The sequence below is a fragment of the Salinicoccus jeotgali genome, assembly GCF_055379195.1.
Window position 1 is genome coordinate 62186 of the sequence record NZ_AP043830.1, and the last position, 14629, is coordinate 76814.

The window sequence follows — 14629 nt, forward strand, 5'->3', positions numbered from 1 at the left end:
AGTTCAGCTGAAAATATGAATATGCAATAGAAAAACCATCTCTTAAGCAGGTTGATACCTTAGCTTATGAGATGGTTTTCATTGTACATAAAAAAGCTGGAGACAAGCATATCTCCAGCTTTTTAAAACCGATATTTAAAATTAACAGTTCTATAACCCCATATTGACGAACGGACGATGATAGTCAAGAGTACCTTTAATCTGTTTCACGTTGACATCTGTACCTTCGAGCCATTTCTTAAAATCAAAGATGACAGGTTTTTTGTCCGGTCCGATGACGAACCATGCTTTTGATGCTTTAGGGAAATAAACCGATGTGTGGATAGTGCCTGCAGAGGCGTCATATTTATTTGAAAATACGCCATGTTCGGGATTGTTCATAACCTTGAAAGCTTCGTAGGGATTCGTGGAATATTGCTGCTGTTCCTGTATCGTCTGCTCGCGCTGGCGTGTTTCTTCCTGGCGGTAGCGGTTCTCTTCATCAAGGAGATGGAAATGGTTTGTACATACATTTGACCTTCTGGCCACGACTTTTCTCGGAGAGGCTTCAATGACATAGGAAACGCCCTCCGGATCCAGAACTACATAACTGAACGACTGCCGGTGGGGTATCTCTTTCAATAGTGCGACAGCCTCATCCACATTTGCGCATGTTTCCAATATCAGACGGCCGATCATATTACATAGGAAGCCATCATCTGAATTTTTACTGTGGGTGAAGTTGTATCCCATCACAAGCCCCTTCTCATTCATACCATCTATACGTCCAGTAATCTGCATGGATGGGCCGATTGTAGCGTATCCATGATCTGTTGGGGCATAGAATAGATAACGGCCTTCATACCCACGCGGGTGGCTGTCGTAGTTGCGGACCATGAAGTCGCTATCAGTGAATATCGAGCATCCACTCCTGACGTATTCCAGATAATAGCCGCCAAATAACCGGAATGCTTCTTCCATCTCCGTGTCGAGGGCATCTGCGAGACCATAGATTTCATCAAGGATGGCCGGCGAGAATTGTGAGATGATGGATATGAATTTTTCCGGGTTGATGAGGAAATGCCGATCTTTTTTAGGCCCCCACTGTTTTTCACGATTTGGAAGTATCAGGGAGTCTCTGAGCTGTACGCCCTGATAGTAGCCAAAATCATAATGCGTGCCTCTATATTGGAAGACATCGCTGTAGAATTGTTTCATTATATCTCCGCCTCTAAATATTCTTCATATCAGTATACATATTTTATGGGAAAATACATTAATATTGCTTGTATAAAGTAACTGCCATCTAGTCGGCAGATCTACTCTGCCCGAACAAAAAAGCAGATGGGAAGATTTAGGCACTCTTCCCATCTGCTTAATCCGCAAGATTACACGCAGTAATGATTTTAATATTTTATTTTTGTAGCCATTCCCAGGCCTTATTGATTTCAGCCTTATCGAAGTGCTGAACTTCTATGCCGGGAAGCCAATCGACCACGCTTGCTCCCATATCCACCCACGACTGGTTGGATACGAAGGCAAACTTTTCATATTGCTTCCAATGTTTAAGGTCTACAGCACCCCCACTCAGGAAGGCATCTGCGTCTGTTCCTTCCACATCCTTTATATAGATGAGGCCACTGAGTCTTTTATCATCCCCATACTTACCATCCATAAATGCTTCCGCATTTTCTACGTCATTTTGCGTCAGTTCGCCATCCATTTCGATATATACAATATTCGGGTAACGACTGTCTTCAATCTTCATCATCGTTAAACCAACTCCTTGGATGATGTTTCTACTCTCTATGATTTTACCCGTTACTAGGCGATCTGAAACAGGAATGGGGTTGGTTACAACAGTGGAAACTGTGCGATACAAGGGCGTTATCTGCATATTATGGAACTGTATTTGATAACGCTGTTACTTATGGCCAATCCCTTTAAAACGCTTTAATAGCAGTGTTAATTGATATCTAAAAATGGTATTAAAGTGTGCATAACGCTAGTGCGACCGCCGTTATATATAAGGAAATACCCGCATCCTTTACATGCGGGTATTTTGAGTAGGACTCCGTATAGAAGTCCGATATTCATAGGTTGTTTTGATATGAATTATTTAAGTTTCACTCATCAAGTTCTTAAGTTTTGGACTTACAAGTATTAGGAGCACCCCGATACCTAGAGCAGTAAGGCCAGAATATAGGAAGTAATCTTCTGTACTGATGATGCTGTAGATTTTCACCATCTGCGCGTTGAGCCCCTGAGCCATGGCGTTCGATAGGAACCATACGCTCATCATCTGTGAAGTGAATGCCTTAGGAGCAAGTCTGGTCGTTGTAGAGAGCCCGATAGGTGAGATGCACAATTCCCCGAGTGTGATGAGCATAAAGCTCAAGACGAGCCATATCGGGTTGATCAGTTCCTGTCCGCCCGTCAACGGTATTATCATCAGAAGGTACGCTGCTGCCGCCAATATGACGCCTAAGGCGAACTTGATTACGGTTGAAGGGTTGAATCTGCCCAATTTAACCCAAAGCAATGAAAAGATCGGTGCAAATATAAGGATGAACATTGGGTTCAGTGATTGGAACCAAGCAGCTGGAATATGAAAATCTATCAATCCGTTAGTCAAGTTGGCCATGCTCAACTCCGTCTTCTTATCGGAGAATTGGGCCAGAATCGTTGAACCTTGTTCCTGGATCATCCAAAAGGCGACCGAAGCAATGAAGAGAGGTATGTACGCAAATACATTACGCTTTTCACTTTTTTCAACCTTTTTACTTTTTAAGATTACAATAATGTATATAGTCGGCAATAGGACACCGATCAGAGTGATTACATTGGAAAAATTGCTTATTTTAAGTTCATCAGTCAAATACGCAATGATGACGAGCGCTGCAATGATTACCGCAGCTATGGTCAAATACTTCAGTGCATTGAGTTTATCGCTTTTACTCAATGGATCAGGCACGTCTTTACCCAAGTCTCCAAGGAATTTATTGCCGGTGAGAACATAGATGACGAGCCCTATGAACATACCGATTGCTGCTGCAGCAAACCCTGCATGGAACCCAACGTTCACCTGCAACCACCCTATAATCAATGGAGAGATGAGCGCGCCCATGTTGATGGACATATAGAAGAGTGTGAACCCTGAATCGATGCGGGAATCATTCTTTTCATATAGCATGCCTACTGTTGTACTTATGTTTGGCTTCAATAACCCTGACCCGATTATAATGAACAGCAGGGCAACCATCAGAAGCGTGAAGTTGCCTGGTATTGCCATTAGAATATGTCCGATCATAATCAGGACCCCGCCATAGAATAAGGCGTTTCGCGTACCGGTGATCCTGTCAGCCACCCAGCCGCCGATGGTGCCGGTCATATATATTAAAGCACCATATATGGAAACGATCTGCAGTGCTGTGCTCTGATCGAGTCCAAAGCCGCCTTTAGTGACAGAATAATAAATATAGTAGGCCAGTATGGCCTTCATGCCATAGTAGCTGAATCTTTCCCAGAACTCTGTAAAGAATAGTGTAGATAGGCCTTTTGGATGACCAAAGAAACCTTTATCTGGAACGTTAGTATTTTGATTTGCCATTGTTATCCTCCTCAATATTATAAATTTAAACATTGGATATTATAATTTTCAAACTAAAATTGGTCGAAAAAGTATGAATTATGGATTATTACAATAATTATTTAGTTCAATAGAGATAAATGACTATATACAAGTATAATGTAAATTTAAGTTAAAAATGATTATCATATGATAGAAGCACAATACATCATGCAAAATTGATAGTATAGTAGTATGAGATGTAAAATATTTTAGGCTTCTGCCCGGAAGAATCATGAAATAAACGAGAATAGCTTAAAATTATGGTGAAATAAAGGAGATTTATAATGAAACGGAGAGATAATCGGAAGCAAGGAGATCTGGAATGGATTGTTGAAGAACCATCAGAGCTTCTGAAGTTTTTGTTTGCAGCTATGCCCTCCCGCAGCAGGAAATCAGTGAAGGATCATTTGAGTCATGGTCAGGTCTTCGTCAATGGAGAAGGTACAACGCAGTTCAACGAGGCACTGAAGCCAGGCGATCATGTTAAAATTCTTCCCAAGATAGCGTCGAAGAATGTAAAGATCAAAGGCATCAAGATTCTGCATGAAGATGATGACATTGTCGTAATCGAAAAGGAGGCAGGGATTCTTTCTATTGCATCAGATAAAGAGAATCAGATGACCGCGTATCGTCAATTGGCAAGTTACCTGAAGGAGGTCAATCCCAAGAATCGGATATTTGTTGTTCATCGTTTGGATCGTGAGACCTCCGGCATCATGATATTTGCGAAAAGCAAATACATTCAGCAGAAGCTGCAGAATGCATGGAAAGAGGCTGTGCCGGAACGGATGTACATTGCGCTGGTCGAAGGAAAAGTGAAGGAGAACGGCACGATCACATCATGGCTGACTGAGAATAAGGCATTGATCATGCGCTCGAGTAAAAATCCGAATGAAGGAAAAAAGGCAGTCACTCATTATAAAATAGTGAAGTCCAATCGCAATTTTACATTGCTGCAGGTGAATCTGGAGACTGGGCGTAAAAACCAGATCCGCGTGCATATGCAAGACATTGGGCACCCTATCGTGGGGGATAAGAAATACGGTTCAAGAATCAATCCAATCGGCAGGATTGGATTGCATGCGCATGCGATGACTTTCATCCATCCGACAACTAAAGAAACCATGCGATTTGAGTCGGAGATACCTAAGTCATTCACGAAAAAAATAAATTGATGAAAAATCTTTATCCTGGCATGTCTCATTAGGCATGTCGGGTATTTTTTTGACTGAATATTATGGCTATATAAATCGCATTGCGAGTAATTATGAGGCATGATAATATGACCACTATACCAATCATCCTACAAATTTAAGGAGAAAAATATGATACATAAAACGAACCGTGTTCATCTGGTAGAACAAGTGGCCATACAGATGGAAGATCTGATAGTGTCTGGCGTGTGGCCAGTAGATGAAAAAATACCGCCGGAGATGGAGTTGATGAAAGAGTTTGATGTCAGTCGAAACACATTGCGTGAAGCGATACGTGCTTTAGTCCATGCAGGGTTACTTGAATCCAGGCAAGGCAGCGGCACCGTCGTCCGTTCTGCAAATGCGCTCAGCGCGACTTTAAAGCGCTACATCAAAAAATCAGCTTTACTGGATACGCTTGATGTTCGTTTGGCTCTGGAGCAGCAGGCTGCACAATTGGCAGCCAGGCATAGGAATGAGACAGATTTGGCAACACTTGAACAATGTATTGAGGCTTGCCGACAAGCGGTACGGGATAAAGATCGTAAAAAGTTCGTCGCAATGGATACACGCTTTCATCAGACTGTAGTCCAGGCCTCTGATAATCAATTGTTGATTGATCTATATGAACCGCTCCTAGAAAACATTTCGGAATCGATAGAAGCACTGATGGATTTAAAGACACCATTAAAATATGAAGAAGAACTGCATCTTGATTTATTTGCAGCAATACAGAATAAAGACAAAAGGGCAGCTTCAGTGTATGTCGAAGAGTACATCGGCGCACTGAAAAAAGACGCCGCTGAAATGATGGAGGAATAATTGCATGGATAGGAACGGAAGATCATATGGATCAAAATTTGGTTCAAAGCGTAATTGGCTGCTGGTCATAGGAATTATTCTGGTGGGAGCCAATTTAAGGGGGCCTCTGACCTCGGTGGGAGTTCTGATCCCATTCATCAGGGAAGATCTTGCAATCAGCAATGCGGTCGCCGGCGCCATCACCACATTACCGCTGTTGGCATTCGCCCTCCTCTCCCCGATCGCCCCTAAAATCGCCAATCGGATTGGTATGGAGCGGACTGTCGCCTTATCGCTAGTTATACTTATTGCAGGAATTGCAGTCCGCTCGATTTCAGGAATCAATTTTCTTTTCTTGGGCACTTTCTTCATAGGCCTGGCAATATCAGTAGGAAATGTACTGATACCTGGCATCATAAAAGTGAAGTTTCCATATAAAATCGGTTTGATGATGGGTATCTATGCCATCTTCATGAATGTGTTCGGAGCGCTTGGCTCAGGAGTCAGTGCCCCACTTGCCTCAATGGGAAATTTCGGGTGGCAAGGTTCCTTGGGCATGTGGCTCATACTGGCTGCAGTATCACTACTGGTCTGGTTGCCCCAACTTAAAGAAAAAGAAGATAGGCAAGCGGGCGTCAAGAAAGATAAGGATAGTAGTTTACTGCGCTCTCCGCTAGCATGGAAGATTACGATATTCATGGGGAGTCAATCGTTGATTTTCTATACATTGGTCACTTGGTTGCCGGATATTCTGCAGCAGAATGGCTATGATTCCAATGCAGCCGGCTGGATGGTCTTCCTGATGCAGTTTGCCATCATCCCTGTTACTTTTGTTGTGCCAGTAGTAGCGGAGAAGATGAAGAATCAGGTTGCGTTGAGTTTCATGACGGGCGCTCTGTTCATTACCGGCTTAGCCGGATTGCTCCAAGGCAGTGCATTGCTTGTGCCGCTATGGGCAATCCTGATCGGAGTGGCAGCAGGGAGTGCCTTCAGCTTATCCATGATGTTCTTCACTCTGAGGACGAAAGATGGTAAAGAGGCTGCAACATTGTCAGGAATGGCTCAATCATTCGGTTATCTACTTGCTGCGGTCGGCCCGGTGCTGGTTGGTGCCTTGCATGATATAACAGGTGGTTGGACACTGCCCCTCACCCTCCTGATCGCTTTGGCGGTCATCATATTGATTGTAGGAACTGCTTCAGGGAAGAAAGGTCAGGTGACTGCCTAAAAGCAGACTGGAAAAACATTTAAATATCTAAGGAGCAAATAAAAGTCGTATCCATGATGGATACGACTTTTATATTTGAGTATCGGAAATACTATACGGTTACCTTGCCTGATAAGCTTTATCCCAAAGGTTCAACTTTGTTCCTATGCCTTTTTCCAAAGCATTCTGATAGACTCTATAACCCCATGCCACATCATAGACTGGCTGCCCGCCTAAGCCGTATAGGATGATATCGTCCTTAGATGTCCGACCTTCGACTTTTCCGGTGATTATATCTCCAATGTTGGTGATGATGCTAGAATCCATTTTTTCTTCCTCAATCCAATCCAGAAGCTGTCTGCCGATTACACCCATTGTAGGATTATAGTAAGGATAATGGTCTTCGTCTATTGTCGCTTCATACATGGCCCAATTATCGACGATCAGTTTCATCTTCTCAATCGCAAATTCGGGATCGAAGTCGCCGCTTGATGAGACGGTGAATAATGCACCCGGCTTGATCCATTCTTTTTCAATTGTGGGATTTGCATCCCCGGCTGTCGCTAAATTTATGACATCACTTTCTTTGATGGCATCTTCAAGAGTATTTATAATCTGGATATCAAGACTGGTAAACTCTTTGCTCAGCCTATCCTTCAATGTTTGTGCAGTAGATTCACGGGCATCAAATATTTTGACTGTTTTTATGTTCTCACATACATCCAATATGGCTTCTGCACTAGAAGTGCCGATTGATCCTGCCCCGACCACCCCGAAAATTTCAGAATCAGGATTTGCCAAATACTTCGCACCTACTCCGGGAATTGCTCCGGTCCTCCAGGCGCTTAGCAGATTGGCGGATTGGTAGGCCAGGGGCGCCCCTGTATCAGCATCATTCAAGGTCATCATCAATATGGAACGTGGGAGTCCTTTATCTACATTGGCGATGTTCGAACCGTACCACTTACAGCCGGTTACTTTGTAGTCCCCACCCAAATATGCTGGCATTGCCATGAATCTCCTATCTGGACCGTCTTTTGGCATGCTCTCATGTACTGGATTGGTCGGAAAGTCAATCAACATGCCGTGGGAGTTATCATTGGCGCCACCCATGACATAGTCTCCACTACTCAATAGACGAAAGACCGCCTCCATCTCCTTGATGCATTCGTGCATGTTGAGTACACCCGCATCAATCATATCCTGTTCATTCAAATACAAGAAATCGACTCTGGATTGTTCCATGTATATTCACTTCCTTCCATACTTCTTCACAATCACAATCCTGGTGAGTTGCGCTTACTGGCTGTATGGCTGACCCACTTCGTATCTATAAATCAGCTCTCCTTGCGGGTCACGCTTGCCAGTAAATTTAAACCCGAGTTTTTCATATAGTTCTTTGGCGACATCGTTGCCTTCGACAAAACTGAGATAAATTTCCCCGACATCATATGTTTTTGTAACAACGTCGATTAAATGCATCATGGCCTTTTGTCCCAACCCTTTACCTTGTTGGGCTGAATCTATCATGATCCTGTCTATCCAAGCTTCCTTTGGGTCCCCCACAAAACCGTACATGGCAAACCCGACCAGTACATCGTCTGCATAGATGGCGACAGGCCGCCATGCACTACATTCCCTCGCTTCTTCAAGGCACTCATCGATTGTTTCTATAAAAGATAACTGATGGTCCTTCAATTTTATTTTTCCGCTTATGATCTTGTCATCCGGTTGAATATTTTCCAATGAAATTACACTCATGTTAAACGTCCTCATCTATATAAATTTTTAGAATATGTTAGTTATGGTTTTAAAGTCTGAAACTGTTAATTCTATAATTATATCCCTGAACCATAAAATTTTCAAAATAATGAATTATTATGCATGACATAAGCTTAAAAATCCAATTATATTTTAACATTTGACAACTATCTTTTATAGAACTATATTATATTATAAGATAGTTGAAGGGAGAAAAAGATGTCAGTTTCAGATCAGATTATGAAAGGGCTGCTGGATGGTGCAATTCTTGCTTTAATTGCTGAAGATGAAACTTACGGGTATCAAATAGCTGAGAAACTTAAAGAAAAGGCATTTCCTGATATCAGTGAGGGAAGTATATACCCTGTGCTCTTGAGGTTAAGCAAAAAGGGTTATGTTGAAACACGCATGGTGAAATCGGACAGTGGTGGTCCGAAACGTAAATACTACAGCATCAGCACCAGCGGTAAAGAAGAATTGAGAAATTTTAAGGATAAATGGTTCAAGTTGAACCAGGGGATGTCTAATTTATTTGGGGGAGATGAAAATGTTAAGTGAAAAATCGGAGAAGTTCCTAAAGAAATTCCGCATTGAAATGATGGCGCGGGGTAAAGACGATGAATATAGGGACAATCTGGAAGAGGAGTTAAGAGATCATCTGATGTTGGCAGAACAAAATGGAGAAGATCTGGAAAGCGTGACCGGTGGTTCTGTAAAAAATTATATGAAGACACTTTCGATTGAATTACCAGAGACTAATCACTTGAGAAGGAAAATACTTCTGATCTTTATTTTTTTAGTAGGGATGTTCACTATACCGAGTCTAATCGGAGGAGATTTTGATTATACTCTTTCCATGTTCATCTATTATGTTTCCTTGACCTTATTCGGTCCGTTTCTGTTCTATCTGGTGATTAAGTTCATATTCATCCATTTTACTGATTTAGAAACGGAAAAAATAAGTACAGTAGGAATTGTCCTATGCGGATTGTATGGGGTAATCTACATGGCACTTCTAGTTGGTGGACTCTACTTGGCAGACCGTTATCCGATATATGAATTTATGACGCTTTCATCAAAAAGCAATATGATAGCAGGGTTATTCTTGCTTGGTATATTCGTCTTCGGAACAGTGGTGATGGGCCGATGGTTCTATGCATTTCTGATTATTGCTTTGAGCCTTCCGGCACTATCAGCAAAGATTTTTGTGGGCGGGGATCCTACAGATAAAAATTATATCATCGTATCGGCTATTGTATTATTTGTAGTCAGTGCAGTTGTAATGACAGTTCTGTTTTTCTACTCGAAAAAAGAGGTTGATGACTAATTGACTGTGTATTTTGAAGAATGGCTGCCAGTTGATCCAGCAATTTTTCCTCGATATCAAAATATCAAAAATATAAAAAATAGGCATCCAATTTTGGATGCCTTATTGTCTGGGTCAAACTATTCAGTCCACTCGGAGACTTTATCAGCGTTATCTTCTACCCAATTCGCCGCAGCGTCTTCAGGAGAAGTGCCCTCTTCTATATCAAGCATTACTGATTCCATGTCTTCTGTTGTCCAATTGAAGTTATCAAGGACTTCATAGGCATGTGGGCTTTTATCTTCGAGCTCTTGGCTTGCGATGGTAACGATGTCTTCCGCTTCGCCGAATGTGCCTTCAGGGTCTTCGAGGTATTTAAGGTCGTATTTCTGGAATTTCCAGTGTGGTGACCACCCTGTCACTACGATTTCTTCGTCATTTTCGACTGCTTGGCCAAGTTCGGTAGCCATTGCACCTGAAGAAGATGTCTGAACTTCCCAATCACTCAAGTTATCGTAATCTTCCAAAGCTCTCTCGGATGCTTGCACGACACCTGCACCCGGTTCGATGCCAGTAATCGTCTGATCGGCCTGATCACCCAGGTCTGCAATGGACTCAGCTGGGAAGTCTTTAGGTACTACCAGACCGATGGCCGCACCTTCAAGGTTAGCACCTAAATCCTCAATCTGGTCTTCATACTCGTCATACAGATCGCCATGTGTAAGCGGTAGCCATGCACTTACGGAAGCATCTGCTTCATCGGTAGCGACTGACTGCCACATTACAGCGTTATCCAGAGGCGTGATTTCTACGTTATAGCCTTCATCCTGCAATACTTTCTGCATTACATGGGTAGAAGCAATTTCAGAATCCCACTCTACATAAGATAAAGTAAGTTCTTCTTCACCCAGATTGCCATTGTCGCTTGAGCCTTCTTCATCCGCAGATTCCTCTTCGCCTGAACCGCCACAAGCAGCAAGTACTATTGATAGTACAAGCGTCAATACTAAAAGATTCCATTTCTTCATGAATATATCCTCCTATAATAATTATTTTTTTGATTGAGTAAATCTATCTATAATAATCGCTAATATAACGATTCCCAATCCAGCAACAAATCCAGTACCTACTTGAGCCCTTTGGAGGGAACTCAACACTTCTGTACCTAACCCCGGCGCACCAATCATGGAGGCAATGACCACCATTGAAAGGGCTAACATGATCGTCTGGTTCACCCCAGCCATGATGGAGGATCTTGCCAAAGGCAATTGCACTTTGACCAGTTTCTGCATCGGGGTGGTGCCGAATGAATCACTTGCTTCAATGAGCTCAGCAGATATCTGCCTGATTCCCAAGTTCGTCAGACGAATTGTAGGGGGTGCTGAGAAAATGACGGAAGCGAACACTCCCGGCACCATGCCAATTCCGAAAAACGCAACTGCGGGAATCAAATATACGAAAGCGGGCATCGTCTGCATAAAATCTAAAATTGGTTTCATGACAGTTTCGAAGCCAGTGCTTTTGGACATCAGTATGCCTAAAGGAATACCGAAAACTACCGATATCAGACCACTGATGATGACCAAGGTCATAGTATCAATCAAGTTTGCCCATAGCCCTTGGTTATATATGAATAGAAGACCAACTCCGATCAGAATAGGAGAAAGTACCTTATTCTTCATAAATATAAATGCAAGCGCCATTACTATGACTATAAACAATGTGGGCGGAATGAATTCCAGTATTTGAATGATCCAATCCATCAGTCCTTCTAAAACTTCTTTGATCGGGTCGAATATGAAGCTGAAGGAACTGGTGAGCCAATCGACAAAATCTGATGCCCACTGGGCTACCGGGAGGCGAGGCAGATTATCCAACATTGTTTTCCACCTCGTTTCCTTGAGCCAACACTTCAAACACTTTATTGAACTCTAAAATACCGATGTTTTGTCCATTCGCTTCTACTGTCAGCTCATGCACCCCATCTTTGAACAATGGATATGTTTCATAAAGTAAAGCCTCAGAATTTATGGAAGGAAGATCAGTAGAAATACTTTCCCCATCAACACGCTTCATGACATGCTTTACTTTAAGGACTTTCGAACGGTCAATATCCTTAACGAAAGACTTGACATAGTCATTCGCCGGGTTTGTGACGATTTCTTCAGGTTTCCCGACCTGTGCGATTTCCCCATCTTTCATTAAGGCGATGCGGTCACCTATGCTCAGTGCTTCATCGAGGTCATGGGTGATGAATACTATTGTTTTCTGCATTTTCTGCTGAAGTTGTAACAGCTCCTGCTGCATCTCTTTTCTGATCAGGGGGTCTAGTGCCGAGAATGCTTCGTCCATGAGTAGGATATCCGTATCATTGGCCAGTGCTCTAGCCAATCCGACACGCTGCTGCATGCCGCCGGAAAGTTGATTCGGCAACTGTTTTTTATAATTTCCCAGACCTACCAGGTCCAAAGCTTCTTCAGCCTTCTCCCTCCTCTGCTTTTTTGGAAACTTCCGGACTTCCAGTCCAAATGCCGCATTCTCCAGGATGTTTTTAAAGGGGAAGAGGGCAAAATTCTGGAAAACCATACTAAGGTTCGATCTTCTGAATTCCCTTAATTCACTAGGGCTCAGCTGTGCAACGTTTTTGTCTTTGATCAGAAGATCGCCCTCGGTTGGGTCAATCAGCCGATTGATTAGTCTGATCAAAGTGGATTTACCACTGCCGGAAAGTCCCATGACAACAAAGACTTCCCCTGATTCGATGCTTAGATTCGCTGATTTGACCGCAACCGTAGCACCAGTTTTTTTAATGATTTCATCTTTGGATGCATTATTATGCAATAATTCTTGTACTTCCTCGTCATATGTACCAAATACTTTAGTGACGTTCTTGATTTCAATTACGCTCAAAAAACTCAGTCCTTACACTTGACGTTATTTCAACACTTTAAAACTAGTACGTTCTTAAACGTACCATAGAGATTCAGCTAAATCAAATGCGCTTACCATAGAATATGGCTATAACAAGCAATAGCAGGTTGCATAGAGTAACCATATATCGAGTATCGATCATAATTTCTAACAGATTAATAAAAAGGGTCAGAACCCCCTTTAATTAAGATTTCTGACCCTTCTATCTGAAATGGTATATACAAATGTCATGGAAGGATTATTTTTATTAAAGTCTATTGGGCGTCGTCCGTGTCTTCTGATTTCGGCTCTTCGTCCCCTTCATCATTGCCATCTAAGATCTGTGATTTCCCGTCAGATAGATTATTCAGGAAATGATCCAGATCGAATCCGGTCATCTGCCCCATGCTCTCCTGAAGTTTGGCCATCGTACCAGTGACGGTATTCGGCAGTGATTTCAGCTGTTCACCACCTCCGCTGTCCATTATGCGTATGGATTCTACGTTGCTCATGGATTCACTGACAGCTCTGGCGAATTCAGGCATTATTTTGATGAACTGCTCCAGGATGATGACATCTTTATGTTCAGACATCGCCTCTGCACGGCGCTCGATTGCTTCGGCTTCCGCGAGGCTCTTTTCTCTTATGACTTGTGCTTCGGCGTTACCTTCTGCAATGCGGGCTTCGGCTCTGGCCTCAGCTTCTTTAGTTCGTGTATAGTAATCCGCCTCAGCCTGCTGCCTCCTCACTTCGACTTGTTGCTTTTCGATTTCAACGTCATTTTCCCGTTCCAGTTTCAACAGTTTTAATTCATTCTGTTTTTCCTGTTCCCGGATTTCCAACCGTTGTTGTTCCACTTCGAGACGTCTTTCTTCTTCTTCCAATTGCCCGGAAGCTTTAGCAGAAGCATTCGCCTTTTCCGTTTCAGCCAAGTTCCTTGCTTCCTTCAGATCTTTCTCTTTACGGCTATCTGCTATGTTCATTTCTCTTTTATATTGTTCATTTGAAATGGTTTCATTATCTTTTGCTTGTTGTATTTCAGTTTCACGCCTGTTTTCGGATTCTGCAATCTCAGCTTCTTTTCTGATCCGGGCGATTTGAGGACGTCCAAGGTTTTCAAGATAATTCTCATCATCCCTCAGGTCGGATAGACCAAGCGAAGTGATTTTGAAGCCCATCCGGTTCAACTGATCCTGCGCAATCTCACGGACCTGTTCATTGAAGCTCTCACGGTCCTTATTGATCTGTTCGACAGTCATCTTCGATAGGATGGCGCGGAGGTTGGAGTTCAGCACTTCAGAGATTTCATGTTCGATTTCTTCTTGTTCCTTTCCAAGGAACTGCTCGGCGTATTTGACGATGCCGTCCAGGTCATCAGCCACTTTTACAGTCGCAACCGCCTGACCGTATATTCCGACGCCTTCTAGAGTGTAGACTTTTGGCGTAGATATTTGCAGCTGGAATGATTTAAGGGAGACCTTTGTGCCCGTCTGGAACATCTTGAGCCTGTGCCCGCCCCCCCGGATGACTTTCATGTAGCGCCCTTGGTCATCCTTATAGATGTTGGTTTCTTTTGCCTCATCCCCAAGGTTTGGCCCTGTAACGATGAGCGCTTCGTTGGAAGGTACAGTACGGTATCTGGCTTTCATGAAGATGTACCATCCAACGGCAGCGATGATGGCAATTAGTATGATGGCGATTACTGCAATCAAAGTACCGGTCAATTTGAACATATGTAAGCTCCTATCCCATTAAATTATTTAAGTATCAACATCACATTATTACAAATATTTATCATTGTAAAGCACATTGGTTAGAATTGTCTGAATATATTAGAATAA

General features: G+C 42.8%; 14 protein-coding genes. 5 read left to right on the forward strand and 9 right to left on the reverse strand.

Annotated features, from left to right (window positions below; all coding sequences use genetic code 11):
* Positions 1–150: 150 nt before the first annotated feature.
* From ACZ43I_RS00265 to ACZ43I_RS00275, 3 genes are all read right to left on the reverse strand, one after another.
* Entirely contained in the window at positions 151–1197 is a 1047-nt protein-coding gene (locus ACZ43I_RS00265; protein ID WP_344700695.1) for a C45 family peptidase, read from the reverse strand.
* A 196-nt stretch (positions 1198–1393) separates the two neighbouring features.
* Positions 1394–1750 carry a SpoIIAA family protein gene (locus ACZ43I_RS00270; RefSeq protein ID WP_344700696.1) on the reverse strand — a complete coding sequence of 119 codons (357 nt, stop codon included), beginning with the start codon at positions 1748–1750 and terminating at the stop codon, positions 1394–1396.
* 348 nt (positions 1751–2098) lie between these two features.
* Positions 2099–3589: a peptide MFS transporter gene (locus ACZ43I_RS00275; RefSeq protein WP_344700697.1), complete on the reverse strand. Its 1491-nt coding sequence runs from the start codon at positions 3587–3589 to the stop codon at positions 2099–2101.
* Between the two features lie 305 nt (positions 3590–3894).
* Here ACZ43I_RS00275 and ACZ43I_RS00280 point away from each other — a divergent pair, with 305 nt between their 5' ends.
* The 3 genes from ACZ43I_RS00280 to ACZ43I_RS00290 all read left to right on the forward strand — a co-directional run bounded on the left by ACZ43I_RS00280 (position 3895) and on the right by ACZ43I_RS00290 (position 6832).
* Complete coding sequence (locus ACZ43I_RS00280; RefSeq protein ID WP_344700698.1) at positions 3895–4785, forward strand: RluA family pseudouridine synthase; 891 nt, start codon at positions 3895–3897, stop codon at positions 4783–4785.
* Positions 4786–4935: 150 nt separating this feature from the next.
* The gene (locus tag ACZ43I_RS00285; RefSeq protein WP_344700699.1) at positions 4936–5625 is read left to right on the forward strand and encodes a FadR/GntR family transcriptional regulator; all 690 of its coding nucleotides are present in this window, start codon (positions 4936–4938) and stop codon (positions 5623–5625) included.
* Between the two features lie 4 nt (positions 5626–5629).
* Positions 5630–6832, forward strand: a complete 1203-nt coding sequence (locus ACZ43I_RS00290) for a CynX/NimT family MFS transporter (RefSeq protein ID WP_344700700.1) — start codon at positions 5630–5632, stop codon at positions 6830–6832.
* Between the two features lie 99 nt (positions 6833–6931).
* Here the strand turns inward: ACZ43I_RS00290 and ACZ43I_RS00295 are convergent, their stop codons facing one another.
* Positions 6932–8056: a tyramine oxidase subunit B gene (locus ACZ43I_RS00295; RefSeq protein ID WP_344700701.1), complete on the reverse strand. Its 1125-nt coding sequence runs from the start codon at positions 8054–8056 to the stop codon at positions 6932–6934.
* Positions 8057–8110: 54 nt separating this feature from the next.
* A complete protein-coding gene (locus ACZ43I_RS00300; RefSeq protein WP_344700702.1) occupies positions 8111–8572 on the reverse strand; it encodes a GNAT family N-acetyltransferase in 462 nt (153 codons plus the stop codon).
* Between the two features lie 219 nt (positions 8573–8791).
* Here ACZ43I_RS00300 and ACZ43I_RS00305 point away from each other — a divergent pair, with 219 nt between their 5' ends.
* Both ACZ43I_RS00305 and ACZ43I_RS00310 read left to right on the forward strand, forming a co-directional pair.
* Positions 8792–9130, forward strand: a complete 339-nt coding sequence (locus ACZ43I_RS00305) for a PadR family transcriptional regulator (protein WP_344700703.1) — start codon at positions 8792–8794, stop codon at positions 9128–9130.
* On the forward strand, positions 9120–9899 hold the full coding sequence (locus ACZ43I_RS00310; RefSeq protein WP_344700704.1) for a hypothetical protein: 780 nt from the start codon (positions 9120–9122) through the stop codon (positions 9897–9899). Before ACZ43I_RS00305 ends, ACZ43I_RS00310 begins: the two co-directional genes overlap by 11 nt.
* 119 nt (positions 9900–10018) lie before the next feature.
* Here ACZ43I_RS00310 and ACZ43I_RS00315 read toward each other — a convergent pair whose 3' ends face one another.
* From ACZ43I_RS00315 to ACZ43I_RS00330, 4 genes are all read right to left on the reverse strand, one after another.
* Positions 10019–10906, reverse strand: coding sequence for a glycine betaine ABC transporter substrate-binding protein (locus ACZ43I_RS00315; RefSeq protein ID WP_344700705.1), 888 nt, complete (start codon positions 10904–10906; stop codon positions 10019–10021).
* A 21-nt stretch (positions 10907–10927) separates the two neighbouring features.
* Positions 10928–11758 (reverse strand): ABC transporter permease, encoded by an 831-nt coding sequence (locus tag ACZ43I_RS00320; RefSeq protein WP_344700706.1) that lies wholly within the window; start codon positions 11756–11758, stop codon positions 10928–10930.
* Entirely contained in the window at positions 11748–12788 is a 1041-nt protein-coding gene (locus ACZ43I_RS00325) for a quaternary amine ABC transporter ATP-binding protein (protein ID WP_344700707.1), read from the reverse strand. Before ACZ43I_RS00325 ends, ACZ43I_RS00320 begins: the two co-directional genes overlap by 11 nt.
* A 275-nt stretch (positions 12789–13063) precedes the next feature.
* Positions 13064–14521 (reverse strand): flotillin family protein, encoded by a 1458-nt coding sequence (locus ACZ43I_RS00330; RefSeq protein ID WP_344700708.1) that lies wholly within the window; start codon positions 14519–14521, stop codon positions 13064–13066.
* Positions 14522–14629 lie beyond the last annotated feature (108 nt).

What these genes read in the sequence shown, in the direction of transcription:
- ACZ43I_RS00265 (WP_344700695.1), bottom strand. Translation starts at nt 1,197, where the DNA reads ATGAAACAATTCTACAGCGATGTCTTCCAATATAGAGGCACGCATTAT.
- ACZ43I_RS00270 (WP_344700696.1), bottom strand. Translation starts at nt 1,750, where the DNA reads ATGATGAAGATTGAAGACAGTCGTTACCCGAATATTGTATATATCGAA.
- ACZ43I_RS00275 (WP_344700697.1), bottom strand. Translation starts at nt 3,589, where the DNA reads ATGGCAAATCAAAATACTAACGTTCCAGATAAAGGTTTCTTTGGTCAT.
- ACZ43I_RS00280 (WP_344700698.1), top strand. Translation starts at nt 3,895, where the DNA reads ATGAAACGGAGAGATAATCGGAAGCAAGGAGATCTGGAATGGATTGTT.
- ACZ43I_RS00285 (WP_344700699.1), top strand. Translation starts at nt 4,936, where the DNA reads ATGATACATAAAACGAACCGTGTTCATCTGGTAGAACAAGTGGCCATA.
- ACZ43I_RS00290 (WP_344700700.1), top strand. Translation starts at nt 5,630, where the DNA reads ATGGATAGGAACGGAAGATCATATGGATCAAAATTTGGTTCAAAGCGT.
- ACZ43I_RS00295 (WP_344700701.1), bottom strand. Translation starts at nt 8,056, where the DNA reads ATGGAACAATCCAGAGTCGATTTCTTGTATTTGAATGAACAGGATATG.
- ACZ43I_RS00300 (WP_344700702.1), bottom strand. Translation starts at nt 8,572, where the DNA reads ATGAGTGTAATTTCATTGGAAAATATTCAACCGGATGACAAGATCATA.
- ACZ43I_RS00305 (WP_344700703.1), top strand. Translation starts at nt 8,792, where the DNA reads ATGTCAGTTTCAGATCAGATTATGAAAGGGCTGCTGGATGGTGCAATT.
- ACZ43I_RS00310 (WP_344700704.1), top strand. Translation starts at nt 9,120, where the DNA reads ATGTTAAGTGAAAAATCGGAGAAGTTCCTAAAGAAATTCCGCATTGAA.
- ACZ43I_RS00315 (WP_344700705.1), bottom strand. Translation starts at nt 10,906, where the DNA reads ATGAAGAAATGGAATCTTTTAGTATTGACGCTTGTACTATCAATAGTA.
- ACZ43I_RS00320 (WP_344700706.1), bottom strand. Translation starts at nt 11,758, where the DNA reads ATGTTGGATAATCTGCCTCGCCTCCCGGTAGCCCAGTGGGCATCAGAT.
- ACZ43I_RS00330 (WP_344700708.1), bottom strand. Translation starts at nt 14,521, where the DNA reads ATGTTCAAATTGACCGGTACTTTGATTGCAGTAATCGCCATCATACTA.